40 protein-coding genes are annotated in these 25,315 nt (G+C 33.7%); 2 read left to right on the forward strand and 38 right to left on the reverse strand.

Going from position 1 to position 25,315, the window contains the following annotated elements; translation table 11 throughout:
- Window positions 1-95 precede the first annotated feature (95 nt).
- Window positions 96-527, forward strand: coding sequence for a hypothetical protein (locus LOS86_RS11440; RefSeq protein ID WP_231842233.1), 432 nt, complete (start codon window positions 96-98; stop codon window positions 525-527).
- 93 nt (window positions 528-620) lie between these two features.
- Window positions 621-1,244, forward strand: a complete 624-nt coding sequence (locus tag LOS86_RS11445) for a MarC family NAAT transporter (protein WP_231842234.1) — start codon at window positions 621-623, stop codon at window positions 1,242-1,244.
- Window positions 1,245-1,342: 98 nt separating this feature from the next.
- Here LOS86_RS11445 and ctlX read toward each other — a convergent pair whose 3' ends face one another.
- From ctlX to rpsL, 38 genes are all read right to left on the reverse strand, one after another.
- A complete protein-coding gene (gene ctlX / locus LOS86_RS11450; protein ID WP_231842235.1) occupies window positions 1,343-2,278 on the reverse strand; it encodes a citrulline utilization hydrolase CtlX in 936 nt (311 codons plus the stop codon).
- Window positions 2,279-2,359: 81 nt separating this feature from the next.
- A complete protein-coding gene (locus LOS86_RS11455; RefSeq protein ID WP_231842236.1) occupies window positions 2,360-2,728 on the reverse strand; it encodes a four helix bundle protein in 369 nt (122 codons plus the stop codon).
- A 57-nt stretch (window positions 2,729-2,785) separates the two neighbouring features.
- Window positions 2,786-3,700, reverse strand: a complete 915-nt coding sequence (locus tag LOS86_RS11460; RefSeq protein ID WP_231842237.1) for a dimethylarginine dimethylaminohydrolase family protein — start codon at window positions 3,698-3,700, stop codon at window positions 2,786-2,788.
- 115 nt (window positions 3,701-3,815) lie between these two features.
- The gene (locus LOS86_RS11465) at window positions 3,816-5,099 is read right to left on the reverse strand and encodes a citrate synthase (RefSeq protein WP_231842238.1); all 1,284 of its coding nucleotides are present in this window, start codon (window positions 5,097-5,099) and stop codon (window positions 3,816-3,818) included.
- Between the two features lie 191 nt (window positions 5,100-5,290).
- The gene (gene eno / locus LOS86_RS11470; RefSeq protein ID WP_231842239.1) at window positions 5,291-6,586 is read right to left on the reverse strand and encodes a phosphopyruvate hydratase; all 1,296 of its coding nucleotides are present in this window, start codon (window positions 6,584-6,586) and stop codon (window positions 5,291-5,293) included.
- Window positions 6,587-6,685: 99 nt separating this feature from the next.
- Window positions 6,686-7,795 (reverse strand): glutamine-hydrolyzing carbamoyl-phosphate synthase small subunit, encoded by a 1,110-nt coding sequence (gene carA / locus LOS86_RS11475; protein WP_231842240.1) that lies wholly within the window; start codon window positions 7,793-7,795, stop codon window positions 6,686-6,688.
- A gap of 133 nt (window positions 7,796-7,928) precedes the next feature.
- Window positions 7,929-8,414 (reverse strand): 50S ribosomal protein L17, encoded by a 486-nt coding sequence (rplQ, locus tag LOS86_RS11480; RefSeq protein WP_231842241.1) that lies wholly within the window; start codon window positions 8,412-8,414, stop codon window positions 7,929-7,931.
- A 62-nt stretch (window positions 8,415-8,476) separates the two neighbouring features.
- The gene (locus LOS86_RS11485) at window positions 8,477-9,469 is read right to left on the reverse strand and encodes a DNA-directed RNA polymerase subunit alpha (RefSeq protein ID WP_231842242.1); all 993 of its coding nucleotides are present in this window, start codon (window positions 9,467-9,469) and stop codon (window positions 8,477-8,479) included.
- A gap of 20 nt (window positions 9,470-9,489) precedes the next feature.
- The gene (gene rpsD, locus LOS86_RS11490; RefSeq protein ID WP_231842243.1) at window positions 9,490-10,095 is read right to left on the reverse strand and encodes a 30S ribosomal protein S4; all 606 of its coding nucleotides are present in this window, start codon (window positions 10,093-10,095) and stop codon (window positions 9,490-9,492) included.
- 83 nt (window positions 10,096-10,178) lie between these two features.
- Window positions 10,179-10,562 carry a 30S ribosomal protein S11 gene (gene rpsK, locus LOS86_RS11495; RefSeq protein ID WP_111566950.1) on the reverse strand — a complete coding sequence of 128 codons (384 nt, stop codon included), beginning with the start codon at window positions 10,560-10,562 and terminating at the stop codon, window positions 10,179-10,181.
- Window positions 10,563-10,573: 11 nt separating this feature from the next.
- A complete protein-coding gene (rpsM, locus tag LOS86_RS11500) occupies window positions 10,574-10,948 on the reverse strand; it encodes a 30S ribosomal protein S13 (protein WP_073583306.1) in 375 nt (124 codons plus the stop codon).
- Window positions 10,949-10,950: 2 nt separating this feature from the next.
- Window positions 10,951-11,067, reverse strand: coding sequence for a type B 50S ribosomal protein L36 (gene ykgO / locus LOS86_RS11505; protein ID WP_002987490.1), 117 nt, complete (start codon window positions 11,065-11,067; stop codon window positions 10,951-10,953).
- Window positions 11,068-11,077: 10 nt separating this feature from the next.
- Window positions 11,078-11,293: a translation initiation factor IF-1 gene (gene infA, locus LOS86_RS11510; RefSeq protein WP_026725626.1), complete on the reverse strand. Its 216-nt coding sequence runs from the start codon at window positions 11,291-11,293 to the stop codon at window positions 11,078-11,080.
- 5 nt (window positions 11,294-11,298) lie between these two features.
- Window positions 11,299-12,642 carry a preprotein translocase subunit SecY gene (gene secY, locus LOS86_RS11515; protein WP_231842244.1) on the reverse strand — a complete coding sequence of 448 codons (1,344 nt, stop codon included), beginning with the start codon at window positions 12,640-12,642 and terminating at the stop codon, window positions 11,299-11,301.
- A gap of 12 nt (window positions 12,643-12,654) precedes the next feature.
- Window positions 12,655-13,107, reverse strand: coding sequence for a 50S ribosomal protein L15 (rplO, locus tag LOS86_RS11520; protein WP_073583310.1), 453 nt, complete (start codon window positions 13,105-13,107; stop codon window positions 12,655-12,657).
- 12 nt (window positions 13,108-13,119) lie between these two features.
- A complete protein-coding gene (rpmD, locus tag LOS86_RS11525) occupies window positions 13,120-13,302 on the reverse strand; it encodes a 50S ribosomal protein L30 (RefSeq protein WP_111566953.1) in 183 nt (60 codons plus the stop codon).
- 13 nt (window positions 13,303-13,315) lie between these two features.
- Window positions 13,316-13,840, reverse strand: coding sequence for a 30S ribosomal protein S5 (gene rpsE, locus LOS86_RS11530; RefSeq protein WP_035693159.1), 525 nt, complete (start codon window positions 13,838-13,840; stop codon window positions 13,316-13,318).
- A gap of 6 nt (window positions 13,841-13,846) precedes the next feature.
- Window positions 13,847-14,197, reverse strand: coding sequence for a 50S ribosomal protein L18 (rplR, locus tag LOS86_RS11535; protein ID WP_231842245.1), 351 nt, complete (start codon window positions 14,195-14,197; stop codon window positions 13,847-13,849).
- 11 nt (window positions 14,198-14,208) lie between these two features.
- Entirely contained in the window at window positions 14,209-14,751 is a 543-nt protein-coding gene (gene rplF, locus LOS86_RS11540) for a 50S ribosomal protein L6 (RefSeq protein ID WP_194095193.1), read from the reverse strand.
- A gap of 15 nt (window positions 14,752-14,766) precedes the next feature.
- Window positions 14,767-15,165 carry a 30S ribosomal protein S8 gene (gene rpsH / locus LOS86_RS11545; RefSeq protein WP_231842246.1) on the reverse strand — a complete coding sequence of 133 codons (399 nt, stop codon included), beginning with the start codon at window positions 15,163-15,165 and terminating at the stop codon, window positions 14,767-14,769.
- A 105-nt stretch (window positions 15,166-15,270) separates the two neighbouring features.
- On the reverse strand, window positions 15,271-15,540 hold the full coding sequence (gene rpsN, locus LOS86_RS11550; RefSeq protein ID WP_014387709.1) for a 30S ribosomal protein S14: 270 nt from the start codon (window positions 15,538-15,540) through the stop codon (window positions 15,271-15,273).
- A gap of 3 nt (window positions 15,541-15,543) precedes the next feature.
- Window positions 15,544-16,095: a 50S ribosomal protein L5 gene (rplE, locus tag LOS86_RS11555; RefSeq protein WP_231842247.1), complete on the reverse strand. Its 552-nt coding sequence runs from the start codon at window positions 16,093-16,095 to the stop codon at window positions 15,544-15,546.
- Window positions 16,096-16,097: 2 nt separating this feature from the next.
- Window positions 16,098-16,412, reverse strand: coding sequence for a 50S ribosomal protein L24 (rplX, locus tag LOS86_RS11560; RefSeq protein WP_026725635.1), 315 nt, complete (start codon window positions 16,410-16,412; stop codon window positions 16,098-16,100).
- 11 nt (window positions 16,413-16,423) lie between these two features.
- A complete protein-coding gene (rplN, locus tag LOS86_RS11565; protein ID WP_007803649.1) occupies window positions 16,424-16,792 on the reverse strand; it encodes a 50S ribosomal protein L14 in 369 nt (122 codons plus the stop codon).
- A gap of 2 nt (window positions 16,793-16,794) precedes the next feature.
- The gene (gene rpsQ / locus LOS86_RS11570) at window positions 16,795-17,052 is read right to left on the reverse strand and encodes a 30S ribosomal protein S17 (RefSeq protein WP_231842248.1); all 258 of its coding nucleotides are present in this window, start codon (window positions 17,050-17,052) and stop codon (window positions 16,795-16,797) included.
- 18 nt (window positions 17,053-17,070) lie between these two features.
- Window positions 17,071-17,262, reverse strand: a complete 192-nt coding sequence (gene rpmC / locus LOS86_RS11575; RefSeq protein ID WP_231842249.1) for a 50S ribosomal protein L29 — start codon at window positions 17,260-17,262, stop codon at window positions 17,071-17,073.
- A gap of 12 nt (window positions 17,263-17,274) precedes the next feature.
- Window positions 17,275-17,694, reverse strand: coding sequence for a 50S ribosomal protein L16 (gene rplP, locus LOS86_RS11580; protein ID WP_008254483.1), 420 nt, complete (start codon window positions 17,692-17,694; stop codon window positions 17,275-17,277).
- A 19-nt stretch (window positions 17,695-17,713) separates the two neighbouring features.
- Entirely contained in the window at window positions 17,714-18,445 is a 732-nt protein-coding gene (rpsC, locus tag LOS86_RS11585; protein ID WP_231842250.1) for a 30S ribosomal protein S3, read from the reverse strand.
- Between the two features lie 8 nt (window positions 18,446-18,453).
- On the reverse strand, window positions 18,454-18,864 hold the full coding sequence (rplV, locus tag LOS86_RS11590; RefSeq protein WP_194095206.1) for a 50S ribosomal protein L22: 411 nt from the start codon (window positions 18,862-18,864) through the stop codon (window positions 18,454-18,456).
- A 9-nt stretch (window positions 18,865-18,873) separates the two neighbouring features.
- Complete coding sequence (gene rpsS / locus LOS86_RS11595) at window positions 18,874-19,152, reverse strand: 30S ribosomal protein S19 (RefSeq protein ID WP_073583326.1); 279 nt, start codon at window positions 19,150-19,152, stop codon at window positions 18,874-18,876.
- A gap of 10 nt (window positions 19,153-19,162) precedes the next feature.
- Window positions 19,163-19,987, reverse strand: coding sequence for a 50S ribosomal protein L2 (rplB, locus tag LOS86_RS11600; protein ID WP_231842251.1), 825 nt, complete (start codon window positions 19,985-19,987; stop codon window positions 19,163-19,165).
- Between the two features lie 6 nt (window positions 19,988-19,993).
- The gene (gene rplW, locus LOS86_RS11605; RefSeq protein ID WP_231842252.1) at window positions 19,994-20,284 is read right to left on the reverse strand and encodes a 50S ribosomal protein L23; all 291 of its coding nucleotides are present in this window, start codon (window positions 20,282-20,284) and stop codon (window positions 19,994-19,996) included.
- Between the two features lie 7 nt (window positions 20,285-20,291).
- Window positions 20,292-20,921 (reverse strand): 50S ribosomal protein L4, encoded by a 630-nt coding sequence (rplD, locus tag LOS86_RS11610; RefSeq protein WP_194095210.1) that lies wholly within the window; start codon window positions 20,919-20,921, stop codon window positions 20,292-20,294.
- Entirely contained in the window at window positions 20,921-21,538 is a 618-nt protein-coding gene (rplC, locus tag LOS86_RS11615; RefSeq protein ID WP_231842253.1) for a 50S ribosomal protein L3, read from the reverse strand. The genes rplD and rplC overlap by 1 nt, the downstream gene beginning before the upstream one ends.
- A gap of 237 nt (window positions 21,539-21,775) precedes the next feature.
- Window positions 21,776-22,081 carry a 30S ribosomal protein S10 gene (gene rpsJ / locus LOS86_RS11620; RefSeq protein WP_008254495.1) on the reverse strand — a complete coding sequence of 102 codons (306 nt, stop codon included), beginning with the start codon at window positions 22,079-22,081 and terminating at the stop codon, window positions 21,776-21,778.
- 11 nt (window positions 22,082-22,092) lie between these two features.
- Window positions 22,093-24,249 carry an elongation factor G gene (fusA, locus tag LOS86_RS11625; protein WP_231842254.1) on the reverse strand — a complete coding sequence of 719 codons (2,157 nt, stop codon included), beginning with the start codon at window positions 24,247-24,249 and terminating at the stop codon, window positions 22,093-22,095.
- Between the two features lie 11 nt (window positions 24,250-24,260).
- Window positions 24,261-24,737, reverse strand: coding sequence for a 30S ribosomal protein S7 (rpsG, locus tag LOS86_RS11630; protein ID WP_231842255.1), 477 nt, complete (start codon window positions 24,735-24,737; stop codon window positions 24,261-24,263).
- 24 nt (window positions 24,738-24,761) lie between these two features.
- Window positions 24,762-25,169 (reverse strand): 30S ribosomal protein S12, encoded by a 408-nt coding sequence (gene rpsL, locus LOS86_RS11635; RefSeq protein WP_231836113.1) that lies wholly within the window; start codon window positions 25,167-25,169, stop codon window positions 24,762-24,764.
- Window positions 25,170-25,315: the final 146 nt, after the last annotated feature.

Below are 25,315 nucleotides of genomic sequence, written 5' to 3' on the forward strand. Positions count from 1 at the left end.
TTATTTAGAAACCTAAAGTTACGATAAATAAACAAATAATAAAAATTTGCTAAAGTCTGATTTTAAAACATTTTTTGATGTAATTTTAAATAAAAATGCTTTACAACATCTCATACAAAGACCAAAAAATTGAAAGAGAAATCAACGAATTAGTTGGTAAACCTTTTTCAATATTTGAAAATATAAAAAAAGGCGGTATTGGTTCACCAAAATTATTCATTACCCGATGTAGTTCGGATATCTATGATTTACTACACGTAAACAACTCCGTTAAATTCTGCAATATCGAATTACGCCCAAAAGGAATTATCATTGGTTTTCAATCTCGTTTAGACATTTATGCATTAGTTATTCCGTATTACAAATTAGTAGTATTCAAACCCGGAAACGCAATCACATTTCACATTGATCACCATTACATTTCGGTAGATTATTCCAAAAACAGTAACGGCATTCAAAAATTTATCACCAAACTTGAATTAGAAAAAGAAAAAAACACCTTTTACTCTCCATTGGATACTTATTAGTCTTGCTTACATAAAGGAAACCTAAAAGTAAAGAAGATTTTTTTTTGTTTCGTAAATAAAATAATTACCTTGTACTAAATTTGTAAGAAAACAATGGAATTATTTATTTACCTATTTGCTGCACTTTTCTCGGTTTTAAACCCAATTGGAACCGTTCCAATTTTCGTAGCGTTAACTGAAGGTTATACAAGTGCTGAACGAGCTAAAGTGTCTTTAATTACCAGTCTGAACGTTTTAGTTATTTTACTTATTTCGTTTTTTATTGGACAATACGTATTGAGTTTCTTTGGAATTACGATTACAGCATTACGAATTGCCGGAGGAATTATCATCACAAGTTCAGGATTTGGATTGTTAAATGGGAATTTCAGTAAAAACAAGGGAATCAACAAAAAAGTTCAGAAAGAAGTTCAAAACAGAACTCACATTGCACTTACTCCTTTAGCAATGCCTATGTTAGCCGGACCGGGTTCCATTTCTTTATTGATTGCATTTTATCAAGAACATAATACTACATCTGAAATAATCATTTCAACAATTTCGATTGCTGTGGTTGCCACAACCATTTACTTAGTCTTAAGAAGTGCCCATTATTTAGCAAAAATGTTAGGTTCATCTGGAATTGTAGCAATTTCAAGAATTATTGGTTTCTTGACGATTGCCATTGGTATTCAATATATTATTAGTGCTATTTTAAGTATCGTTAGAGGAATATAAAAAGATAGAAGTCGGAACATAGGAGATGTAAGAAGAAAATCCCAAATTTAGAATTAATTCTGAATTTGGGATTTTTTTAAAAGACACTTAGAAAAACACTATTCTTTTGGCAAGAAAATTTCTGCCATCATACAACGTGCACTTCCACCACCACAAGCTTCAATTGTATCTAAACTTGAACTTACAATAGTTACATGTTCTTCTAATTGGGCAATTTGCTTTTTCGTCAAACTTTGATGAGCTGAAGCACTCATGATTAAATATCTTCTGTCATCATTTCCTTTTACTTCTAACATATTTCCAGCGAAGTTATTCACTTGGTCTTCCGTAATAAGAATTACTTCTTTGTCATCGCCTTTTAAGCTATCTAAGACCATTTTGCGTTCTTTCTTATCATCGATACAATCTGCGCAAATAACTGCAAAAGTTTCTCCCACACACATAATTACATTCGTGTGATAAATATGTTTTCTTTCTCCATTTACGGTTTGGAAAGCTTCAAAAATTACAGGTGTAAATTCGAAATCTTCACAAAACTCAATGAATAATTCCTCATCGGCTCTTGGCGATAAAGCACAATAAGCTTTTCCGTTAGCTCTATCTAAAACGATACTTCCAGTTCCTTCAAGAAAAATATTATCATCTTCTGCCGATGTGTAATCCATAATCTCATTGATTACAAAACCTTGATCTTCTAGAGTATCTAAAATATCTTCTCTTCTTTCTAAACGTCGGTTTTCAGCAAACATGGGATACAAAACTACATCTCCATTTTCGTGAAATGAAATCCAGTTGTTAGGAAAAATACTATCTGGTGTATCTGGGCTTAATGTATCTTCAACTACCACTACATTTAAACCTATCATTTTAAGCTTTTGCACAAAAGTATCAAACTCCTCCTGAGCTTTTGCATTAACCGATGCTGGTGTTAAATTATCCAATACCTTTTGGTAATAATTGTTCACCGCAGTTTGTTCGTTCATACGGAATGCTACCGGACGAATCATTAATATAGAATTAGTTGTTTGGTTCATTTTATTTTTATGTTATCGGTTATCTGTTATTTGTTATCGGTTTTAAGCTCTGTACGTTAATTGTTGTTTATAATTTAGTTGTTAGGTTTGCCAATTATTTTCAACATATTTTATAAAGTTAAAAATCTTAGCTCCTAAAACATCATAATCATTAATAAATCTTTCAATTTCTGGAATCAAACCAGCATATAAATTCTTTATTTTTAACAAATGTCCTTTCGTTTCTAAACAACTAGAATGTGAATAAACTAAAAACTTAATAAAATCTGCTTTATATCGTTTTCTTCCATAACCTTCTACTATATTAGAATTAACCGAATCTGACGACCTTCTTAATTGACTGCCTAATTCATATAATTCATATTTTGGTAACAAAAGTGATGCTGGATGAACTTCATAAAACAAAGACAAACTCATCTTGTATATATCCAAATCTTCATAACTTTTCATAAGTAACTTTTTACACAACTATAAAAAACTGAAAACAGAAAACAGACAACTTTTTATTTAATCTCTAATTAATGGTAAAGTTGAACATCGCAACAAACCTTCTTGTTTGGCAATTTCGGCATACGGAATTTCTTCAACTGTAAATCCTTGTTCGCGTAACCAATTGTTTAATCTGGTGAAGTTTTTTTCGGAAACTACTACATCAGGAGCAATCGAAAACACATTCGAATTCATGTGATACATTTCTTCTCTTTCAATGTGGAACAAATTCTCTTTTCCGAATAAATTCACTAAGAACATATAATCGGCTTCTTCACGGAAACCACTTTTGTAAATAATTCCTTTATTGGTTCCAACAGGTTGAAAACAACAATCTAAATGCAATGCATTATCACGAGGTTCAATTTTCGATTTTACTAAATCGAACTCTTTTACAATTTTATTTGGGAATAATTCTTTCAAGAAATTTACACCATGCATATTGGTTCTGGCTGTAATATAATCTTTGTAATCTGAACCTTTATAAGTTCCTACAAAAATATAATCATTCCAAGGCATTACATCTCCCCCTTCTACATGCACTTCTTCTGGTGGGCGAACTACTTTATTAGGATCAATTTGATCAATAACGTATTGAATGGCATCCAATTCACGTTCTCTGTCTGGTAAAATATTGGCTTTTATAAAAATATCATCGATAACAAATCCGATGTCTCTTGAGAAAATTTGGTTGTAATTTTCAATAATTTGAGGTCTGTAGACTTTTACGTCGTATTTCTGAAACACTTTATTAAATGCTTCCATCTCGTTTACCATATCTGCTTCCACAGGATAGGTTCCGGCTTTAATATGCTCTAATGATTTTGGATCATAAGCTTCTTCAATAGTAGGTGTTGGACCGTTACTTATTGCGGTTCCTAACACCACGGCCCTCAAACGAGAAGTTTCGTTTTTAATATTTAAATTTAGCATGGTATTGTTTTTAGTAAAATTGGAGTTTAAGGTTTTGGCAAATATACAGAAATGAAGATAAATATTTCATTAGATTATAAATATAAAAAAAGCCCAAAAAATTGGGCTTAATAATTTATCTATCTTTCACTTCCTTAAATGGACGATGAGTATAACCTGTATAAACTTGTCTAGGACGACCAATTGGTTCCTTATTAATTCTCATTTCTTTCCATTGAGCAATCCAACCTGGTAATCGACCAATAGCAAATAAAACGGTAAACATTTCAACTGGAATACCCATAGCGCGGTAGATAATTCCTGAATAGAAATCTACGTTTGGATATAAGTTTCTAGATTTGAAATATTCGTCTTCTAATGCTACTTTTTCTAATTGTTTTGCAATATCTAATAAAGGATCATCAACTCCTAAAGCTGTTAACACATCATCAGCAGCTTTTTTAATGATAGTTGCTCTTGGGTCAAAGTTTTTATACACACGGTGTCCGAATCCCATTAAACGGAATGGATCATCTTTGTCTTTAGCTTTTAAAACAAATTTAGCTACATCACCACCATTATCATGGATTTCTTGTAACATTTCTAATACTGCTTGATTAGCTCCACCATGAAGTGGTCCCCAAAGTGCAGAAACTCCCGCAGAGATTGAAGCAAATAATCCTGCATGAGAAGACCCTACGATTCTTACAGTAGATGTAGAACAATTTTGTTCGTGATCAGCGTGAAGAATGAATAATTTATCTAAAGCTTCTATTACTTTTGGATCAGCCTTATAAGGACCAGTTGGCAATTCAAACATCAAACGCATGAAATTTTCAACATATCCTTTTGTATTATCGTAATAATTTAATGGGTAGCCCATTGATTTTCTGTAAGTCCAAGTTGCAATCACTAAGAATTTAGCCATAGTTTTACAAACCGCCTCATACATTTCTTTTTCGTTATGAGGATTTACAGATTTTGGATTAAATGCAGTTAAGGCACTCGTTAAAGAAGCTAAAACGCCCATTGGGTGAGCTGTTTTTGGGAAACCATCAATGATGTTTTTCATTTCCTCGTTAACTAAAGTGTATTTACGGATATCATTTTCAAATTTTGTTAATTGAGCCGCTGTTGGCAACTCTCCAAAAATCAACAAATAAGAAACTTCTAAAAAATCAGCTTTATCCGCTAAATCCTCGATAGAATAACCTCTGTAACGTAAAATTCCTTCTTCTCCATCTAAAAAAGTAATTTCACTCTTACATGAACCTGAGTTTTTATACCCTGGATCAATTGTAATAGCGCCAGAAGCACTTCTTAACTTATCAATGTCGATAGCAATTTCATTTTCAGTTCCCATTATTACAGGAAACTCGTACTTTTTGCCATCAATCTCTAATATTGCAGTATTTGACATATAATTATATTGTATTTTTTTGATAAAAATTTAAGTATTCTGCGAATTTAATAAATATTACGCAAACGTTAAAGAAAATTATCATAATTTATGGTTAAATAATATACATAAAAAACCCTTTCAAAATTAATATTTTGAAAGGGTTTATATAGGTTAGATGCTGAAACGAGTTCAGCATTACAATAGCATTATTACTTTTTCACTTTAAAAGCATTTACACCTGGAAAGTAAGCAACATCTGCCAATTCTTCTTCAATTCTTAATAATTGATTGTATTTTGCCATACGATCTGAACGTGAAGCCGAACCTGTTTTGATTTGCCCACAGTTTAAAGCAACGGCTAAATCTGCAATTGTATTATCTTCTGTTTCTCCTGAACGGTGAGACATTACTGAGGTATATCCTGCATTATGAGCCATATTCACTGCTGCAATCGTTTCAGTTAAAGTACCGATTTGGTTTACTTTAATCAAAATTGAATTTGCAATTGATTGGCTAATTCCGCGAGATAATCTTTCAACATTCGTTACAAATAAATCATCTCCAACTAATTGTACTTTATCTCCGATTTTCTCAGTTAATAATTTCCAACCTTCCCAATCGTCTTCATACATTCCGTCTTCGATAGAAATAATTGGATATTTTTCTGTTAATTCTGCCAAATAAGAAGCTTGCTCTTCTGAAGTTCTTACTTTACCAGTTTCTCCTTCAAATTTAGTATAATCGTATTTTCCGTTTACATAAAACTCAGAAGCAGCACAATCTAAAGCAACCATAACATCATCACCAAAAGTATAACCTGCATTTGTAACAGCTAACTTGATAGAATCTAAAGCATCTTCAGTTCCTCCAGCTAAATTTGGAGCAAATCCACCTTCATCTCCTACTGCAGTTGATAAATTTCTATCGTGTAGTACTTTTTTAAGATTGTGGAAAATTTCAGTTCCCATCTGCATTGCATGAGTAAAATCTTTTGCTTTTACTGGCATAATCATAAATTCTTGAAATGCAATTGGAGCATCAGAATGCGAACCCCCATTAATGATATTCATCATAGGAACTGGTAACGTATTTGCAGAAACACCACCCACGTAACGATATAAAGGCATTCCTAATTCGTTAGCCGCAGCTTTTGCCACCGCTAAAGAAACACCTAAAATAGCATTAGCTCCTAAGTTTGATTTATTAGCACTCCCGTCTAAATCAATCATTACTTTGTCGATTAAATTTTGTTCAAAAACCGACATTCCTACAACTGCTTCAGCAATTTTAGAATTAACGTTTTCAACAGCTTTTAACACCCCTTTACCCATGTAAGCCTTACCGCCGTCGCGAAGCTCAACTGCTTCATGTTCTCCGGTTGAAGCTCCACTTGGAACAGCTGCTCTACCTAAAATTCCATTATCTGTTACTACATCAACTTCGATTGTTGGATTTCCACGTGAATCTAAAATTTGTCTAGCGTGAACTTTAATTATAATACTCATTTTATATTTTTTTAGTTGTTATATGGTGAATAATAACAAATTTATAATTTAAACCATAATGATTTTTAAAATCTGTAAAAACTTATAAACGATAACGTTTTAGTTGATTGAAGATTTAATGTTATCTATAAATTGGTCGAATAAATAACTTGAATCGTGTGGACCAGGACTTGCTTCTGGATGATATTGTACTGAAAAACAGTTTTTTGATTTCATACGCATTCCAGCCACAGTACCATCATTCAAATGTTCATGCGTTAATTCAAAGTCAGGATGTTTGTCTAATTCTTCTCTTACTATAGCAAAACCATGATTTTGAGAAGTAATTTCACCTTTTCCTGTAATAATATTTTTTACTGGATGATTAATTCCTCTGTGACCATTAAACATTTTATAAGTAGAGATTCCGTTAGCCAAACCAATAATTTGGTGACCTAAACAAATTCCGAATAAAGGTTTGTTTTCATTAAGAATTTGTCTTGCTACTTCTTGAGCAGTTTCTAATGGTTCTGGATCGCCAGGACCGTTTGATAAGAAATAACCATCTGGATTAAACGCTTTCAAATCTTCAAAAGAAGCATTGTATGGAAAAACTTTAATATAACAATCTCTTTTAGCAAGATTTCTAAGAATATTGGTTTTAATCCCTAAATCCAGTGCTGAAATTTTATATTTTGCAGTTTCTTCACCAAAGAAATAAGGCTCTTTAGTTGATACTTTTGAAGCTAATTCCAAACCATTCATATCAGGAACTTGTGCTAATTTAGCTTTTAATTCTTCAATTGGAGTTCCATCAGTACAAATAACCGCATTCATTGCACCATTATCTCTGATATAACTCACCAATGCTCTTGTATCTACATCTGAGATAACAATTAGATTTTGTTTTTTAAAATAATCAAATAAACTTTCAGAAGCATCTTCACGAGAATAATTAAAACTGAAGTTCTTACAAACCAATCCAGATATTTTAACCGAATCCGACTCAACTTCTTTTTCATTTACACCATAATTTCCAATATGAGCATTGGTAGTAACCATAATTTGCCCAAAATAAGAAGGGTCTGTGAAAATTTCTTGATAACCAGTAGTTCCAGTATTGAAAGCGACTTCACCAAAAGTTACACCTTTTATACCGATAGATTTTCCGTGAAAAATTGTTCCGTCTTTAAGAAGTAAAACGGCCTTAGAGCGATTGTTATATTTCATTGTGTTGTGTTGTTGTGGGTGCAAATTTAGTTATAAAAGTTGTTATAAGAAAATCTTTGATTCGTAAAACCAAAAAAAAAGGATAAACTTAAAAAAGTCTATCCTTATTATTTTTACATGAATACTATCATGATTATTCTGTAGCTTCAGTATTTTCAGAAGTTTCAACAGCTGGAGCTTCAGGAGCAGTAGTTTCTGCTTTCTTAGCTCTACCACGACGAGTCGTTTTCTTAACTTCTTTTTTACCACCGTTGTACAATGAATTGAAATCTACTAATTCGATCATTGCCATATCAGCGTTATCACCTAAACGGTTACCTAATTTGATGATACGAGTGTATCCTCCTGGACGGTCACCAACTTTAGCAGCAACTTCTCTGAATAATTCAGTAACAGCATATTTGTTTCTTAAGTAAGAAAAACAAATACGACGGTTGTGAGTTGTGTCTTCTTTAGATTTAGTAACTAATGGTTCAATAAATTGTTTTAAAGCTTTTGCTTTAGCAACAGTAGTGTTAATACGCTTATGCTCAATTAACGAACAAGCCATATTAGCTAACATAGCTTTTCTATGTCCTGTTTGTCTACTTAAATGATTATTCTTTTTTCCGTGTCTCATGACGTCTATTATTTATCTTCATCTTGCATCAATCCTTTAAAGGAGCGCAAAATATGAAGCAATTATTCTTTATCTAACTTGTATTTAGTTAAATCCATTCCGAAAGTTAGGTTTTTATTAGCCACTAACTCATCTAATTCAGTTAATGATTTTTTACCAAAATTACGGAACTTCATTAAGTCGTTCTTGTTGAAAGATACTAAATCACCTAATGTATCAACTTCAGCCGCTTTTAAACAATTTAATGCTCTAACAGATAAGTCCATATCAACTAATTTAGTTTTCAATAACTGTCTCATGTGAAGAGATTCTTCATCGTAAGACTCAGTTTGAGCAATTTCATCTGCCTCAAGAGTAATTCTTTCATCAGAGAACAACATAAAGTGGTGAATTAACGTCTTAGCAGCTTCAGTTAATGCATCTTTAGGATGGATAGAACCATCAGTAATGATTTCAAAAACTAATTTTTCATAATCCGTCTTTTGTTCCACACGGAAATTCTCAATAGCATATTTTACATTCTTTACTGGAGTATAAATAGAATCTGTAAAAATAGTTCCTATTGGAGCATTTGATTTTTTGTTCTCTTCAGCAGGAACATAACCTCTACCTTTTTCGATAGAAAGTTCCATGTTGATAGCTGTTTTGCTGTCTAAATTACAGATAACTAAATCTGGATTTAAAACTTGAAAACCAGAGATGAATTTTTGAAAATCACCTGCAGTAATTTTATCTTTACCTGAAAGAGAGATAGAAACAGATTCATTATCAATATCCTCAATTTGACGTTTAAAACGTACTTGTTTAAGGTTTAAGATAATTTCTGTTACATCTTCCACTACACCAGCGATTGTAGAGAACTCATGTTCTACACCTTCAATACGTACTGAAGTAATAGCATAACCTTCAAGTGAAGAAAGCAAAACTCTTCTAAGTGCATTACCAACAGTCAATCCGTAACCAGGTTCCAAAGGTCTAAATTCAAATTTACCTTCGAAATCCGTAGAATCGATCATGATAACTTTATCGGGCTTTTGAAAATTAAATATTGCCATATTTCGACTAATGTCAATTATTATTTGTTATACAACTCAACGATTAGTTGTTCTTTAATGTTTTCTGGAATTTGAAGTCTTTGAGGTACAGAAACAAAAGTACCTTCTTTAGTATCATTATTCCAAGTAATCCACTCATAAACATGAGAAGATGCAGCTAAAGAACGGTCAATAGCTTCAAGAGATTTTGATTTTTCACGTACAGCAACTTTATCACCAGCTTTTAAGTGATAAGAAGGTACATTAACAACTTCACCGTTAACAGTGATGTGTCTATGAGATACAATTTGACGAGCTGCTCTACGAGATGGAGCGATACCCATTCTGTAAACTACGTTATCTAAACGAGCTTCACATAATTGTAATAAAATTTCACCTGTTACTCCAGAAGCAGCAGATGCTTTTTTAAATAAGTTTCTGAATTGTTTTTCTAAAATACCATATGTATATTTAGCTTTTTGCTTTTCCATTAACTGAACAGCATATTCAGATTTTTTACCTCTCTTTTTAGCTAAACCATGTTGCCCTGGAGGGTAATTTCTTTTTTCGAAGGCTTTATCATCTCCGAAGATTGCTTCGCCAAATTTACGAGCAATTTTAGTTTTTGGACCAGTATATCTTGCCATTTTAAAAAATTGAAAAAGGTAGGAATTATGAATTCAGGTCTATATCCTTCGATAATTTTAAACCTACCCGTGTTATACTTAAATTATACTCTTCTTCTTTTCGGAGGACGACATCCGTTGTGAGGCATTGGAGTTACATCAATGATTTCTGTAACTTCAACTCCTGAGTTATGGATTGATCTAATAGCAGATTCTCTACCATTCCCTGGACCTTTCACATAAACTTTAACTTTTTTAAGTCCAGCTTCAAGAGCTACTTTACTACAATCTTCTGCTGCCATTTGAGCTGCATAAGGAGTATTCTTTTTAGAACCTCTAAAGCCCATTTTACCAGCTGAAGACCAAGAAATTACTTCACCTTTCTTATTTGTTAAAGAAATGATGATGTTGTTAAAAGTAGCATTAATATGTGCTTCTCCCGAAGATTCAACAATAACTTTACGTTTTTTTGCAGTTGTTTTAGCCATATTATTACTTATTATTTAGTTGCTTTTTTCTTGTTAGCAACAGTTTTTCTCTTACCTTTTCTAGTTCTAGAGTTGTTTTTAGTTCTTTGACCTCTTAATGGAAGTCCAGCTCTATGACGAATACCTCTTTGACAACCGATATCCATTAAACGTTTAATGTTTAATTGAACTTCAGAACGCAATTCACCTTCAATCTTGTAGTATGATACCGCGTCACGGATAGCTCCGATTTCGTCATCATTCCAATCTTGAACTTTCTTGTCTTCGCTCACTTGAGCTTTAGCTAAAATATCTTTAGCTCTGCTTTTACCAATACCAAATATGTATGTTAAAGCAATGATTCCTCTTTTTTGTTTAGGTATATCTACCCCTGCAATTCTTGCCATAATTATCCTTGTCTTTGTTTAAATCTAGGATTCTTTTTGTTAATAACGTATAATCTTCCTTTTCTACGTACAATAATGCACTCGGCACTTCTCTTTTTAACTGATGCTCTTACTTTCATTTTAATAGCTTTAGTATCTATAAGTAATTCTTGCTTTAGACAAATCGTAAGGACTCATTTCAAGTTTTACCTTGTCTCCTGGTAACAACTTAATGTAATGCATACGCATTTTACCAGAAATATGAGCAATTACAACATGTCCGTTTTCTAATTCTACACGAAACATAGCATTAGATAATGCTTCAATAATTGTTCCGTCTTGTTCTATTGCTGATTGTTTTGCCATAAAAATTAAGCTACTGCTTTACGATTTTTACCACTTTTCATCAAACCATCATAGTGTTTATTCAATAAATAAGAATTTATTTGCTGAATAGTATCTATTGCAACTCCAACCATGATTAGTAAAGAAGTACCACCATAAAAATAACCCCAAGCACCTTGAACTCCAAGTAAACTTACCGCAACAGCTGGGAACACAGCTACTAAAGCAAGAAATAACGAACCTGGAAAAGTAATTAAAGACATAATTTTATCTAGGTAATCTCCAGTTTCAACACCTGGTTTAACACCTGGAATGAAACCTCCACTTCTTTTTAAATCATCTGCCATCTTATTAGTAGGCACTGTAATTGCGGTGTAAAAGTACGTAAAAATAACGATTAACAAAGCAAAAACAATATTATATACTAAACCAAATGGATCATTGAACATTCCTGCAATAGAAAGTGCAGTATCTGATTCCTTAGCCAAACCAGAAACAGCAGCAGGAATAAACATAATAGCTTGAGCAAAAATGATCGGCATAACACCTGATGCATTTAACTTTAATGGGATAAACTGTCTGTTACCACCCATCATGTCTTCTTCAAAATCCCCAGAAACGGTACGTCTTGCATACTGTACTGGAATTTTTCTTACAGCCATTACTAATAAAATACATGCAATTATTACTAAGAACCAAAGTATTAATTCAATTACAATCATCATAACTCCTCCATTTGCTTGAGAAGTTCTAGATGAAAACTCTTGAATAAAAGCTTGTGGCATTCTTGCAATAATACCTACCATTATCAATAAAGAGATACCATTACCAATACCTTTATCAGTAATTTTTTCTCCTAACCACATTGCAAAAATAGTTCCAGTTACTAAGATAAGAACTGAAGAATAAATGAAAGTTGGACCAGTTAACATGAATGCTTCACCTGGCAACGTTCTGTACAAGTTATAGATATAACCTGGACCTTGAACTAAAGTAATTAAGATAGTTAACCATCTTGTAATTTGGTTAATTTTCTTTCTACCGCTTTCACCGTCTTTTTGTAATTTTTGTAAATATGGTACCGCAATTCCCATTAATTGAACTACGATAGAAGCTGATATGTAAGGCATGATACCTAATGCAAATACAGAAGCTTGCGAAAACGCACCTCCTGTAAATACATTGATTAACCATCCGATACCTTCATCAGTTTGGTTTGTAAGATTTGATAATTTAGTAGCATCAATCCCCGGAAGGGTTACTTGCGCACCAAAACGGTACACCAATAATAATCCAAGAGTTAATAAAATACGATTTTTTAACTCTTCGATTTTCCAAACGTTGATGAATGAATCTATAAATTTCTTCATTTTACTAAAGGATTATAAAGTTACAGCTTCTCCACCAGCAGCCTCGATAGCCGCTTTTGCAGATGCAGTAAATTTGTGAGCACTTACTTTAAGTTTTGTTTTTAGCTCACCTCTTCCTAAAATCTTTACTAAGCTATTTTTTGTAGCTAAACGAGTATCTACAAATACAGAAAAATCAACTGTATCAGTTACTACACCGTTATCTACTAATAATTGTAACGAATCAAGATTAATACCTTGATATTCTACTCTATTGATGTTCTTGAAACCAAACTTAGGAACACGTCTTTGAAGTGGCATTTGACCTCCTTCAAAACCAATTTTCTTAGAGTATCCAGAACGAGACTTAGCTCCTTTGTGACCACGTGCAGCAGTACCACCTTTACCAGAACCTTCTCCTCTACCTACTCTTTTATTTTGGTTGTGAACTGAACCTTCAGCTGGTTGTAAGTTACTTAAATTCATAACTGTATAGTGTTATTTAGTTTCTTCAACAGAAACTAAGTGTTTAACTTTATTTACCATTCCAAGGATAGCAGGATTTGCATCATGCTCAACAACTTGTCCCATTTTACGAAGACCTAAAGCTTCCAAAGTTCTCTTTTGATCAAGAGGACAATTGATTTTACTTCTTACTTGTTTTACTTTTAATTTTGCCATGATTTCCTGTTAATTAACCTTTGAATACTTTTTCTAAAGATACTCCTCTTTGTTTAGCCACAGTAGCAGCACTTCTCATTTGTAATAAAGCATCAAAAGTTGCTTTTACCACATTGTGAGGGTTAGATGAACCTTGCGATTTAGATAATACATCGTGAACACCTACAGACTCCAATACCGCACGAACAGCACCACCAGCAATAACTCCAGTACCGTGAGAAGCAGGCATTAAGAATACTCTAGCACCACCAAATTTACCTTTTTGCTCATGAGGAACAGACTGACCTTGAAGAGGAATTCTCACTAAATTTTTCTTAGCATCTTCCACCGCTTTAGCGATTGCTTCAGAAACATCTTTTGATTTTCCTAATCCATGACCTACTACTCCGTTTTCATCACCAACTACTACGATAGCAGAGAAACCAAATGCTCTACCTCCTTTAGTAACTTTAGTAACACGATTTACACTCACCAAACGATCTTTTAATTCAAGACCTCCTGGTTTTACAATCTCTACGTTTTTATAATTATGATACATAATTTCTTAGAATTTAAGTCCAGCTTCTCTAGCTCCTTCAGCTAATGATTTCACACGTCCGTGGTATAAATACCCACCTCTATCAAAAGAGATTGTAGTGATACCTGCATTAAGAGCTTTTTCAGCAACTAATTTACCAACTGCTTTTGCAGTTTCAACAGCAGTTCCTTGTGCAACATCTTTATCTCTTGATGAAGCTGCTACTAAAGTAGTACCGTTTACATCATCTATGATTTGAGCATAGATTTCTTTATTACTTCTGAATACAGAAAGTCTTGGTTGAGCAGCAGTTCCGCTTACAATCTTTCTGATTCTGAACTTAATTCTTTGTCTTCTTTCAGATTTTGTTAATGACATAGTCTTAATTTTTAAGCTGATTTACCTGCTTTTCTTCTTAGTTCTTCTCCTACAAACTTAACTCCTTTTCCTTTATATGGCTCAGGTTTGCGGAAACCTCTGATCTTCGCAGCTACTTGACCTAATAATTGTTTGTCGAATGAAGATAATTTCACTATCGGATTTTTACCTTTTTCTGATACTGTTTCAACAGTAACTTCTTTTACAACTTCTAAAACGATGTTGTGAGAGAAACCTAAAGCTAAATCAAGTTTTTGACCTTGATTAGAAGCTCTATATCCAACTCCAACTAATTCTAATTCTTTTGTAAAACCTTCAGAAACACCAACAATCATATTGTTGATTAATGCACGATAAAGTCCGTGTTTCGCTCTCTCAGTTTTATAATCAGATGAACGTTCTACGATAACTTGGTTATCTTCGATTTTAACGGTTACATCAGAAAATTCTTGAGTAAGCTCGCCTAATTTTCCTTTTACTGTAATTACAGCATCTTTAACTTCTACAGTTACTCCAGCTGGAATTGCAATTGGATTTTTACCTATTCTTGACATTGTCTCGTCTTTTTATTAATATACGTAACAAATTACCTCTCCACCAACATTTAATTGCTTAGCTTGTTTTCCTGTCATCAATCCTTTTGATGTAGAAACAATAGCAATACCTAAACCATTTAAGATTCTTGGTAAGTCTGATGAACTAGCATATTTACGTAAACCTGGTTTACTAATTCTTTGGATATCTTTGATTACAGACTCTTTCGTGTCTTTATCATATTTAAGTGCAATTTTGATTGTACCTTGAACAGTAGAATCATCAAATTTGTAACTTAAGATATATCCTTGATCGAATAAAATCTTTGTGATTTCTTTCTTCATATTAGAAGCAGGAATTTCAACCACTTTGTGGTTGGCTCTTACTGCATTTCTAACACGTGTTAGATAATCGGCAATTGGATCTGTATACATATGTATAGATTTGCGGTTATGGTTTTCAATCCGCCCTCAGCGGATTGAACCTTTAACCAATTAAACTTATTTTTTGGATTGCAAAAGTAATAACTTTTTTTTAAATTACCAAGATGCTTTTTTAACACCTGGAATTAATCCTTGATTTGCCATTTCACGGAATGTTACACGAGAAATACCAAACTGACGCATATACCCTCTTGGTCTACCCGTTAATTTACAACGATTGTGCACTCTAACTGGGCAAGAATTTTTTGGTAATTTTTGTAAACCTTCGAAATCACCAGCTTCTTTTAAAGCTTTTCTTTTCTCAGCATACTTTTCTACTAATGCAATTCTTTTAACCTCACGGGCTTTCATTGATTCTTTAGCCATGTCTTAATTCTTTTTAAAAGGTAATCCTAATTCCGCTAATAATGCTTTTGCTTCTTTATCTGTTTGAGCAGATGTTACAAAAGTAATATCAAAACCAGCAATTTTATTTACTTTATCAATATCAATTTCAGGGAAAATGATTTGTTCTAACACTCCTAAATTGTAGTTTCCTCTACCATCAAATCCAGTTGATTTGATTCCGTTGAAGTCTCTAACACGTGGTAAAGATGAAGTAATCAATCTATCTAAGAATTCATACATTCTTTCTCCACGTAACGTTACTTTAGCACCAATTGGCATACCTTTTCTTAATTTGAAAGACGCAACGTCTTTCTTAGAAATAGTAGCAACTGCTTTTTGCCCAGTAATTTTTGTTAATTCTTCAACAGCGTAATCTACTAATTTTTTATCAGATACAGCTGCACCAACTCCACGGCTTACAACAATTTTTTCAAGTTTAGGAACTTGCATTACATTTTTGTAACCGAACTCTTCTTTAAGAGCAGCAATAACTCTACTCTTATATTCTTCTTTTAGTCTAGGAATATATGCCATAACTATAGTACTTGATTAGATTTTTTTGAAAATCTCACTTTCTTGTCTCCTTCTTGTTTGAAACCAACTTTAGTCACTTCTTTTGACTTAGGATCAATCAAAGATAAGTTAGACACATGAATAGGAGCTTCTTTCTTAACGATTCCTCCTTGAGGGTTTTTAGCACTTGGTTTTGTATGTTTTGAAACCATGTTAACTCCTTCAACAACCGCTTTGTTTTTCTCACGAAGAACTCTAAGAACTTTACCTTCAGAACCTTTGTGGTCTCCAGCAATAACTCTTACGATATCTCCTGATTTAATTTTTAGCTTTATCATTTGTATAAGAATTAAAGCACTTCAGGTGCTAATGATACAATTTTCATGAATTGTTTTTCACGAAGTTCTCTGGCAACCGGACCAAAAACACGAGTTCCTCTCATTTCTCCTGCAGCGTTTAACAATACACATGCGTTATCGTCAAAACGGATGTAAGATCCATCAGCTCTTCTCACTTCTTTTTTGGTACGTACAACTACTGCAGTTGATACTGCTCCTTTTTTAACGTTTCCGTTTGGAGTTGCATCTTTAATTGAAACTACAATTTTGTCACCAACAGAGGCATAACGACGTTTCGTTCCTCCTAAAACACGGATCGTAAGAACTTCTTTCGCTCCTGTGTTATCTGCTACTTTTAATCTTGACTCTTGTTGTACCATAATTACTTCGCTCTTTCAATGATTTCAACTAATCTCCAACATTTAGATTTACTTAATGGACGTGTCTCCATAATTCTTACAGTATCTCCAATGTTACAATCGTTTGTTTCGTCGTGTGCAATATATTTTTTAGTTTTCAACACGAACTTACCGTATAATGGGTGTTTCACTTTTGTAGTTTGTGACACAACAATAGATTTCTCCATTTTGTTTGAAGTCACCACACCAATTCTCTCTTTTCTTAAATTTCTTTTTTCCATCTTTCAGCTAGTGTACAATTATTGTAACTCTCTTTTAGTTAACTCTGTGTGTAATCTCGCAACTGATCTTCTTAAAGTTCTTAACTGAAGAGGATTTTGAATTGGAGATATTGCATGAGCATTTTTTAGGTCGGTATACGTTCTCTTTAACTGACTAAGTTGTTCTTGTAACTCAGCTGCAGATAGATTTTTAATTTCTGATTGTTTCATAATAAATTTAGATTATGCTTCGAAATCTCTAGCAACGATAAACTTAGTTTTAACAGGAAGTTTTTGAGCTGCTAAGCGTAACGCTTCTTTTGCAACAGATAGAGGAACTCCTCCAACTTCAAACATAATTTTACCAGGTTTAACAACTGCAGCCCAATATTCAACTGCACCTTTACCTTTACCCATACGTACTTCTAATGGTTTCTTTGTAATAGGCTTATCTGGAAATATTTTGATCCATAATTGACCCTCTCTTTTCATGAAACGAGTTGCTGCGATACGAGCTGCTTCAATTTGACGAGAAGTAATAAATGAAGAATCTAAAGATTTGATACCAAACATTCCGTTAGAAAGCTCGTGTCCTCTTTGAGAAACGCCTTTCATTCTACCTTTCTGTACCTTACGGTATTTTGTTCTTTTAGGCTGTAACATTTTTCTTTAGTTTAAATAATTACTTTCTTTTGCGTGCGTTTGGTTTACCGTCTCTTTTTGGAGCAGATGATCCTGATGATTTAGACTGTTTTTTGTCCATACCAACTAACGGAGAAAGATCTCTTTTTCCATAAACCTCACCTTTCATTATCCATACTTTGATACCCATTCTACCATAAGTAGTATGTGCTTCAGCTAATGAATAATCAATATCAGCTCTGAAAGTTGACAAAGGAATTCTACCTTCTTTGAAGTGTTCAGAACGTGCCATTTCAGCACCGTTTAAACGACCAGAAATCATAACTTTGATACCTTCAGCATTCATTCTCATTGCAGCCGCAATAGCCATTTTAATAGCTCTTCTGTAAGAGATTCTGCTTTCGATTTGACGAGCGATAGAAGTTGCTACTAAATAAGCATCTAACTCAGGTCTTTTGATTTCAAAGATGTTGATTTGAACTTCTTTGTCAGTAATTTTCTTAAGTTCTTCTTTTAACTTGTCTACCTCTTGACCACCTTTTCCGATAATGATACCAGGTCTAGCAGTAGTGATAGTAACGGTTACAAGTTTTAAAGTTCTCTCGATAATTATTTTAGATACACTAGCTTTAGATAAACGTGCATGGATGTATTTACGGATTTTAGCATCTTCAGCGATTTTATCACCGTAATCATTTCCTCCATACCAGTTTGAGTCCCATCCTCTGATGATACCAAGTCTATTTCCGATTGGATTTGTCTTTTGTCCCATACTGTTTATTAATTGCTTTGTGTGTTATTATTTGATCCTAACACGATTGTTACGTGGTTAGAACGCTTTCTAATTCTGTGTGCACGACCTTGTGGAGCTGGACGAAGTCTTTTTAACATCATACCACCATCTACAGTAATCGTTTTTACAAATAAGCCAGCTTCTTCTAAATTAGCATCAGCATTTTTTTGCTGATAGTTATTAATTGCTGATAACAACAATTTCTCTAATTTTCTTGAAGCTTCTTTTTGACTAAATCTTAATATATTAAGAGCCATTTCTACTTTCTGACCTCTAACTAAATCTGCAACTAATCGCATTTTTCTAGGTGAAGTAGGGCAGTTATTTAATTTAGCGAAAGCCACTTGTGCTTTAGCCTCTTTAGTCTGCTCTGCTCTTTCTCTTTTACGAACTCCCATAGCTTCCTATTATTTTTTACCTTTATTTTTAGCCCCAGCATGACCTCTAAAAGATCTTGTTGGTGAAAACTCTCCTAATTTGTGTCCTACCATGTTCTCAGTTACATAAACTGGAACAAATTGACGACCATTGTGAACTGCGATAGTTTGCCCAACAAAATCTGGAGTAATCATAGATGCTCTAGACCAAGTCTTTACAACACCTTTGTTACCACCTGCAATATTTTCTTGAACTTTCTTCTCTAATTTATAGTGAACGAATGGTCCTTTTTTTAATGAACGTGCCATGTCTATCTAATTATTTCTTTCTACGTTCTACAATATACTTATTACTCGGGTTAACTTTAGAACGAGTTCTATAACCTTTAGCAGGTAAACCTTTTCTTGAACGTGGGTGACCTCCTGAAGAACGTCCTTCACCACCTCCCATTGGGTGATCAACTGGGTTCATTGCTACTGGTCTTGTTCTTGGTCTTCTACCTAACCATCTTGATCTACCAGCTTTACCTGATACGATTAATTGGTGGTCTGAGTTAGAAACTGCTCCGATTGTTGCCATACAAGTTAACAAGATTAATCTTGTTTCTCCAGAAGGCATTTTAATTGTAGCATATTTTCCATCTCTTGCCATTAACTGAGCGAAAGTTCCTGCTGAACGAGCAATAACAGCTCCTTGACCTGGTCTTAATTCGATACACGAAATAACAGTTCCTAGAGGAATTTTACTTAAAGGCATAGCATTTCCAATTTCTGGAGATGCATCAACACCTGAAACTACAGTTTGCCCAACTTGCATTCCATTTTGAGCAATAACATAAGTTTTAGCTCCATCAGCATACACTAATAATGAAATAAAAGCTGAACGATTTGGATCATACTCGATAGTTTTTACTGTAGCTGGAATTCCAGCTTTAGTTCTTTTAAAATCGATAATACGATACTTTTGTTTGTGACCACCGCCCATGTAACGCATGGTCATCTTTCCTTGACTATTTCTACCTCCTGAGTTTTTTTTCGGTGCGATTAATGAACGCTCCGGCTTATCAGTTGTAATAGTGTCAAAGCTATTTACAACTCTAAAACGCTGACCCGGGGTAATAGGTTTTAATTTTCTAACTGACATTTTCTATTAGATATTAGTATAAAAATCTATTGTTTCTCCCTCTTGTACTTGAACAACTGCTTTTTTATAAGCATTTGTTTTTCCACTGATTAAACCACTTTTGGTATATTTAACACTTCTATCAGCTCTGTAATTCATTGTATTAACAGCAACAACATTCACACCATAAGCTGCTTCAATAGCATTTTTGATTTGAATTTTATTTGCATTTTTTGCAACTACAAAACCAAAACGGTTAAAAATTTCACCATCTTTAGTTATTTTTTCAGTTATAATAGGCTTAATTATGATACTCATAATCTTATTATTTACTTAAATTAGCTTCAATTCCGTCTACTGCACCTTCTAAAAGAACTAAACTTTTTGCATTTAAAATTGCATAAGTGCTTAATTCTGAAGTAGTTACAACGCTAGACGCTTTTAAATTGCGTGACGACAAATATACATTTTTATTTGTATCGCCCAACACAAATAATGATTTTTTATTTTCTAACCCTAAAGCTTTCAATACATTAATGAAATTTTTAGTGCTTGGTGTATCAAATGTAAAATCTTCTACTACTACCAAATTAGACTCATTTACTTTTAAAGATAAAGCTGATTTACGAGCTAATCTTTTTAAGTTTTTGTTCAATTTGAAAGAGTAACTTCTAGGTCTTGGTCCAAAAATAGTACCTCCTCCTTTAAAAACCGGACTCTTAGCAGATCCTGCACGTGCAGTACCAGTTCCTTTTTGTTTTTTGATTTTACGAGTACTTCCTGCAACCTCAGCTCTTTCTTTAGCTTTGTGAGTACCTTGTCTTTGATTAGCCAAATATTGTTTTACATCTAAGTAAACTGCATGTTTGTTTGGCTCAATTGCGAAAACTGAATCAGAAAGTTGAACTTTTCTACCAGTTTCTTTTCCGTTGATATCTAAAACTTTTACTTCCATTACTTCTGAACGATTACATAAGAGTTTTTGTGTCCAGGAATCGCTCCTTTAACTAAAAGCAAGTTCTTTTCAGCAACTACTTTTAAAACTCTAAGGTTTTGTACTGTAACATTTTCTCCTCCCATTCTACCTGCCATACGCATTCCTTTGAATACTCTTGACGGATAAGATGAAGCTCCAACAGAACCCGGCGCTCTTAAACGGTTGTGTTGACCGTGAGTTGACTGACCAACTCCACCAAAACCATGACGTTTAACAACTCCTTGGAATCCTTTTCCTTTAGAAACTCCAACAACATCAACAAATTCACCTTCAGCGAATAAGTCAACAGCGATTACATCGCCTAATTTGTACTCCGTTTCAAAACCTTTGAATTCAACTACTTTCTTTTTCGCAACTGTTCCAGCTTTCTTAAAGTGACCTAACTCAGCTTTAATTGAATGCTTTTCAGTTTTGTCATCGAAACCTAATTGGATAGCTTCATAGCCATCTACTTCTTTGGTTCTGACTTGGGTAACAACACATGGACCACACTCGATTACAGTACAAGGAATATTTTTCCCGTTCTCATCAAAGATACTAGTCATGCCAATTTTTCTTCCGATTAACCCAGACATATTAAACTAATTATTAATTAAACTCTTATTTATAATACAAATAGTATTTACACACTACTCATTTTGAGGGTGCAAATATATAAATTATTTTTTAATTATCGCAAAAATAAATAGTTAAGTAAAATTTCCTTTTAAAACAAGTATTTTACTTACTAAAACTGATAAGAAAAAAAACCGTAATGCATTCACATTAACGGTTTTTTTATAAAATATCATTGCTTTTTGCAATGGTGTTTATCACACTTTGATTTCTACTTCAACTCCTGAAGGTAACTCTAATTTCATTAAAGCATCGATAGTTTTAGAAGAAGAACTGTAGATATCTAACAATCTCTTATAAGAACTTAACTCGAATTGCTCTCTTGATTTTTTGTTAACGTGTGGAGAACGTAATACAGTAAAAATCTTTTTGTGAGTAGGTAATGGAATAGGACCCGTTACCACAGCACCTGTACTTTTTACAGTCTTTACGATTTTTTCTGCTGATTTATCAACCAACATATGATCGTATGATTTTAATTTTATTCTGATTTTTTGACTCATCTCTTTAAAAATTAAGCGTTACCTTTTGCTTTTTTGATTACAGCTTCTGAAATGTTAGAAGGTGTTTCTTCATAGTGAGAGAACTCCATTGTAGATGTAGCTCTACCAGAAGACAATGTTCTTAATGTAGTTACATAACCAAACATTTCTGATAAAGGAACATTAGCTTTGATAGTCTTAGCACCATTTCTATCACCCATATCATTAACTTGACCTCTACGACGGTTTAAGTCACCTACGATATCCCCCATGTTTTCTTCTGGAGTAATAACTTCGATTTTCATGATTGGCTCAAGAACTACAGCTCCTGCGGCTTTAGCTACTTCTTTATAACCCATTTTAGCTGCTAATTCGAATGATAAAGCATCAGAATCCACAGGGTGGAATGAACCATCTAATAAAGTAACTTTTAAACTGTCTACTGCGTAACCAGCTAAAGGACCTTGCTTCATAGCTTCTCTGAATCCTTTTTCTACAGCAGGAATATATTCTTTTGGTACGTTACCACCTTTAACTTCATTGATAAATTGTAATCCAACAAATGGTTTACCATCAACTTCGTCAGCAGGCTCAAGACGGAATACGATATCCCCGAATTTACCACGACCTCCAGATTGTTTTTTATAAACTTCTCTATGTTGAGCAGCTTTTGTGAAAGCTTCTTTGTATTCTACTTGAGGTTCACCTTGGTTAACTTCCACTTTGAACTCACGTTTCATACGATCAATTAAGATATCTAAGTGAAGCTCACCCATACCAGAAATGATAGTTTGACCAGAAGCCTCATCAGTTCTAACCGTAAATGTTGGATCTTCTTCAGCTAATTTTGCCAAAGCCATACCCATTTTATCAACGTCAGCTTTTGTTTTAGGCTCGATCGCGATACCAATTACCGGATCAGGGAATTTCATAGACTCAAGAATAATTGGGTGTTTTTCATCACACATTGTATCTCCAGTCTTGATATCTTTAAATCCTACAGCAGCTCCAATATCTCCAGCTTCAATATATTCGATTGGATTTTGTTTGTTAGCGTGCATTTGGTAAATACGAGAAATACGCTCTTTGTTTCCAGAACGAGTATTTAAGATATAAGAACCTGCATCTAAACGACCTGAATAAGCACGGAAGAAAGCTAAACGACCAACATAAGGGTCAGTAGCGATTTTAAATGCTAAAGCAGCAAAAGGCTCTTTTGTATCAGGACGACGCATGATTTTAACTTGATCTTCCTCTAACTTATCTTTTTCATCAGGGTGAATACCTTCGATTCCTTCTTTGTCTAATGGAGATGGTAAATATTTACAAACTGCATCTAACATGAATTGAACTCCTTTGTTTTTGAAAGAAGAACCACAAATCATTGGGATGATTGCCATATCAATTGTTGCAGCACGTAAAGCATTGTTGATTTCTTCCTCAGTAATTGAGTTTTCATCTTCCATATACTTCTCTAATAAGTTTTCGTCGTAGGTAGCAATCTCTTCAATTAAAATTGAACGATACTCTTTTACTTCTGCCACCATATCAGCTGGAATATCAACGATATCAAATGTAGCTCCTTGAGTTTCATCATGCCATACAATAGCTTGATTTTTTACTAAATCTACTACACCTTTGAAATCAGCTTCTTCACCAATTGGTAAAGTAATAGCAACTGCATTTGATTTCAACATATCTTTAACTTGTTGACAAACTGCCAAGAAGTTAGAACCTTGACGGTCCATTTTATTTACGAATCCCATACGAGGAACTCTATATTGATCTGCTAATCTCCAGTTAGTTTCTGACTGAGGCTCAACACCATCAACCGCACTAAATAAGAATACTAAACCATCTAATACACGTAACGAACGATTTACCTCTACTGTAAAGTCAACGTGACCAGGAGTATCGATAATGTTAAAGTGATACGGTTTAGATTCAGGTAAAATTTTACCTTGGTTTGTTGGGAAATTCCATTCACAAGTTGTAGCAGCAGAAGTAATAGTAATACCTCTTTCTTGCTCTTGTGCCATCCAGTCCATTGTTGCAGCACCATCGTGTACTTCACCAATTTTATGTGATTTTCCTGTGTAAAATAAGATACGCTCAGTTGTTGTTGTTTTACCAGCATCAATGTGAGCCGCAATTCCTATGTTTCTTGTATATTTTAAATCTCTAGCCATTTCTTTATGAATTAAAATCTAAAGTGAGAGAAAGCTTTATTAGCTTCTGCCATTTTGTGAGTATCCATTCTTTTCTTAACAGCAGCACCTTCTTCTTTAGCAGCAGCTAAAATTTCAGATGCTAACTTAGCAGCCATCGATTTTTCATTTCTTTTTCTTGCATACAATATCATCCATTTGATAGCGTAAGAAATTTTTCTATCTGGACGAATTGGCATTGGAATTTGAAATGTAGCTCCACCTACACGACGAGAACGAACCTCTACGTGTGGCATTACATTTGTTAATGCATCTTTCCAAATTTCTAATGCAGATTTTTCTGCATCTTGCTTTTTAGTTTCCACGATTTCAATTGCATCATAGAACACTTTAAAAGCAGTTGATTTTTTACCATCCCACATTAAGTTATTTACAAAACGCGTAACTAACTGATCATTAAATTTTGGATCTGGTAAAAGAGGTCTTTTTTTGGCCTGTCTTTTTCTCATGTCTTTTGTTTAAAAGAATTTAAATTACTTTTTCTTTCCAGCTGCAGCAGGTGCTTGTCCTGGTTTTGGACGTTTTGCTCCATACTTAGATCTACGTTGTGTTCTACCTGCAACACCCGCAGTATCTAATGCTCCACGCACGATGTGGTAACGTACTCCTGGTAAATCTTTTACTCTTCCACCTCTAACTAATACTATCGAGTGCTCTTGTAAATTGTGACCTTCTCCAGGAATGTATGCATTTACCTCGTTTCCGTTTGTTAAACGAACCCTAGCCACCTTTCTCATTGCTGAGTTTGGTTTTTTAGGAGTTGTTGTGTAAACACGAGTACACACACCTCTTCTTTGAGGACAAGAATCTAAAGCAGCCGATTTACTCTTCTTAGTTATTTGGGTTCTCCCTGTTCTTACTAATTGTTGAATTGTTGGCATAATTAAATACTAAAAATTTTTAATGTTTAAAATTCCCGCTTTTTACGGGGTTGCAAATGTAGGAATTATTTTTTACATTCCAAATCATAATTTATTAATTTTCAATACAGTTTGATTTTACAAGGTTTTATTTCATATTCAGAAAC

This window comes from Flavobacterium cyclinae, from assembly GCF_021172145.1.
GTDB lineage: Bacteria > Bacteroidota > Bacteroidia > Flavobacteriales > Flavobacteriaceae > Flavobacterium > Flavobacterium cyclinae.

What these genes read in the sequence shown, in the direction of transcription:
- LOS86_RS11440 (WP_231842233.1), top strand. Translation starts at nt 96, where the DNA reads ATGCTTTACAACATCTCATACAAAGACCAAAAAATTGAAAGAGAAATC.
- LOS86_RS11445 (WP_231842234.1), top strand. Translation starts at nt 621, where the DNA reads ATGGAATTATTTATTTACCTATTTGCTGCACTTTTCTCGGTTTTAAAC.
- ctlX (WP_231842235.1), bottom strand. Translation starts at nt 2,278, where the DNA reads ATGAACCAAACAACTAATTCTATATTAATGATTCGTCCGGTAGCATTC.
- LOS86_RS11455 (WP_231842236.1), bottom strand. Translation starts at nt 2,728, where the DNA reads ATGAAAAGTTATGAAGATTTGGATATATACAAGATGAGTTTGTCTTTG.
- LOS86_RS11460 (WP_231842237.1), bottom strand. Translation starts at nt 3,700, where the DNA reads ATGCTAAATTTAAATATTAAAAACGAAACTTCTCGTTTGAGGGCCGTG.
- LOS86_RS11465 (WP_231842238.1), bottom strand. Translation starts at nt 5,099, where the DNA reads ATGTCAAATACTGCAATATTAGAGATTGATGGCAAAAAGTACGAGTTT.
- eno (WP_231842239.1), bottom strand. Translation starts at nt 6,586, where the DNA reads ATGAGTATTATAATTAAAGTTCACGCTAGACAAATTTTAGATTCACGT.
- carA (WP_231842240.1), bottom strand. Translation starts at nt 7,795, where the DNA reads ATGAAATATAACAATCGCTCTAAGGCCGTTTTACTTCTTAAAGACGGA.
- rplQ (WP_231842241.1), bottom strand. Translation starts at nt 8,414, where the DNA reads ATGAGACACGGAAAAAAGAATAATCATTTAAGTAGACAAACAGGACAT.
- LOS86_RS11485 (WP_231842242.1), bottom strand. Translation starts at nt 9,469, where the DNA reads ATGGCAATATTTAATTTTCAAAAGCCCGATAAAGTTATCATGATCGAT.
- rpsD (WP_231842243.1), bottom strand. Translation starts at nt 10,095, where the DNA reads ATGGCAAGATATACTGGTCCAAAAACTAAAATTGCTCGTAAATTTGGC.
- rpsK (WP_111566950.1), bottom strand. Translation starts at nt 10,562, where the DNA reads ATGGCTAAAACAACTGCAAAAAAACGTAAAGTTATTGTTGAATCTTCG.
- rpsM (WP_073583306.1), bottom strand. Translation starts at nt 10,948, where the DNA reads ATGGCAAGAATTGCAGGGGTAGATATACCTAAACAAAAAAGAGGAATC.
- ykgO (WP_002987490.1), bottom strand. Translation starts at nt 11,067, where the DNA reads ATGAAAGTAAGAGCATCAGTTAAAAAGAGAAGTGCCGAGTGCATTATT.
- infA (WP_026725626.1), bottom strand. Translation starts at nt 11,293, where the DNA reads ATGGCAAAACAATCAGCAATAGAACAAGACGGAACAATTATTGAAGCA.
- secY (WP_231842244.1), bottom strand. Translation starts at nt 12,642, where the DNA reads ATGAAGAAATTTATAGATTCATTCATCAACGTTTGGAAAATCGAAGAG.
- rplO (WP_073583310.1), bottom strand. Translation starts at nt 13,107, where the DNA reads ATGAATTTAAGTAACTTACAACCAGCTGAAGGTTCAGTTCACAACCAA.
- rpmD (WP_111566953.1), bottom strand. Translation starts at nt 13,302, where the DNA reads ATGGCAAAATTAAAAGTAAAACAAGTAAGAAGTAAAATCAATTGTCCT.
- rpsE (WP_035693159.1), bottom strand. Translation starts at nt 13,840, where the DNA reads ATGTATCATAATTATAAAAACGTAGAGATTGTAAAACCAGGAGGTCTT.
- rplR (WP_231842245.1), bottom strand. Translation starts at nt 14,197, where the DNA reads ATGTCATTAACAAAATCTGAAAGAAGACAAAGAATTAAGTTCAGAATC.
- rplF (WP_194095193.1), bottom strand. Translation starts at nt 14,751, where the DNA reads ATGTCAAGAATAGGTAAAAATCCAATTGCAATTCCAGCTGGAGTAACT.
- rpsH (WP_231842246.1), bottom strand. Translation starts at nt 15,165, where the DNA reads ATGTATACAGATCCAATTGCCGATTATCTAACACGTGTTAGAAATGCA.
- rpsN (WP_014387709.1), bottom strand. Translation starts at nt 15,540, where the DNA reads ATGGCTAAAGAATCAATGAAAGCCCGTGAGGTTAAAAGAATTGCATTA.
- rplE (WP_231842247.1), bottom strand. Translation starts at nt 16,095, where the DNA reads ATGGCATATATTCCTAGACTAAAAGAAGAATATAAGAGTAGAGTTATT.
- rplX (WP_026725635.1), bottom strand. Translation starts at nt 16,412, where the DNA reads ATGATAAAGCTAAAAATTAAATCAGGAGATATCGTAAGAGTTATTGCT.
- rplN (WP_007803649.1), bottom strand. Translation starts at nt 16,792, where the DNA reads ATGGTACAACAAGAGTCAAGATTAAAAGTAGCAGATAACACAGGAGCG.
- rpsQ (WP_231842248.1), bottom strand. Translation starts at nt 17,052, where the DNA reads ATGGAAAAAAGAAATTTAAGAAAAGAGAGAATTGGTGTGGTGACTTCA.
- rpmC (WP_231842249.1), bottom strand. Translation starts at nt 17,262, where the DNA reads ATGAAACAATCAGAAATTAAAAATCTATCTGCAGCTGAGTTACAAGAA.
- rplP (WP_008254483.1), bottom strand. Translation starts at nt 17,694, where the DNA reads ATGTTACAGCCTAAAAGAACAAAATACCGTAAGGTACAGAAAGGTAGA.
- rpsC (WP_231842250.1), bottom strand. Translation starts at nt 18,445, where the DNA reads ATGGGACAAAAGACAAATCCAATCGGAAATAGACTTGGTATCATCAGA.
- rplV (WP_194095206.1), bottom strand. Translation starts at nt 18,864, where the DNA reads ATGGGAGTTCGTAAAAGAGAAAGAGCAGAGCAGACTAAAGAGGCTAAA.
- rpsS (WP_073583326.1), bottom strand. Translation starts at nt 19,152, where the DNA reads ATGGCACGTTCATTAAAAAAAGGACCATTCGTTCACTATAAATTAGAG.
- rplB (WP_231842251.1), bottom strand. Translation starts at nt 19,987, where the DNA reads ATGTCAGTTAGAAAATTAAAACCTATTACCCCGGGTCAGCGTTTTAGA.
- rplW (WP_231842252.1), bottom strand. Translation starts at nt 20,284, where the DNA reads ATGAGTATCATAATTAAGCCTATTATAACTGAAAAAATAACTAAAGAT.
- rplD (WP_194095210.1), bottom strand. Translation starts at nt 20,921, where the DNA reads ATGGAAGTAAAAGTTTTAGATATCAACGGAAAAGAAACTGGTAGAAAA.
- rplC (WP_231842253.1), bottom strand. Translation starts at nt 21,538, where the DNA reads ATGTCTGGGTTAATCGGAAGAAAAATTGGCATGACTAGTATCTTTGAT.
- rpsJ (WP_008254495.1), bottom strand. Translation starts at nt 22,081, where the DNA reads ATGAGTCAAAAAATCAGAATAAAATTAAAATCATACGATCATATGTTG.
- fusA (WP_231842254.1), bottom strand. Translation starts at nt 24,249, where the DNA reads ATGGCTAGAGATTTAAAATATACAAGAAACATAGGAATTGCGGCTCAC.
- rpsG (WP_231842255.1), bottom strand. Translation starts at nt 24,737, where the DNA reads ATGAGAAAAAGACAGGCCAAAAAAAGACCTCTTTTACCAGATCCAAAA.
- rpsL (WP_231836113.1), bottom strand. Translation starts at nt 25,169, where the DNA reads ATGCCAACAATTCAACAATTAGTAAGAACAGGGAGAACCCAAATAACT.